1 protein-coding gene is annotated in these 207 nt (G+C 40.1%); it reads right to left on the reverse strand.

What is annotated here, in order from left to right; all coding sequences use genetic code 11:
• Positions 1-207, reverse strand: a 207-nt coding sequence (locus tag ACT3RN_RS16435) for an integrase core domain-containing protein (protein WP_444518921.1), incomplete at both ends; no start/stop codon positions are given.

Here is a 207-nt window from a genome sequence, read left to right on the forward strand (position 1 = left end):
ACTATCATAGTATCGTCTCTCAAACTCAAAAGGCGACACATAGCCAATCGTACTATGAATGCGAGTTTTGTTAAACCAATCGACCCATTCAAGGGTTGCTAATTCAACATCACTCACACCTTGCCACTGCTGTTTTAAATATTCAATCACCTCCGTTTTATAAAGTCCGTTAACCGTTTCAGCCAACGCATTATCGTATGAATCACC

Origin of the sequence: Psychrobacter sp. AOP5-GZ1-6, from assembly GCF_052376345.1 — a bacterium.
Lineage (GTDB): Bacteria > Pseudomonadota > Gammaproteobacteria > Pseudomonadales > Moraxellaceae > Psychrobacter.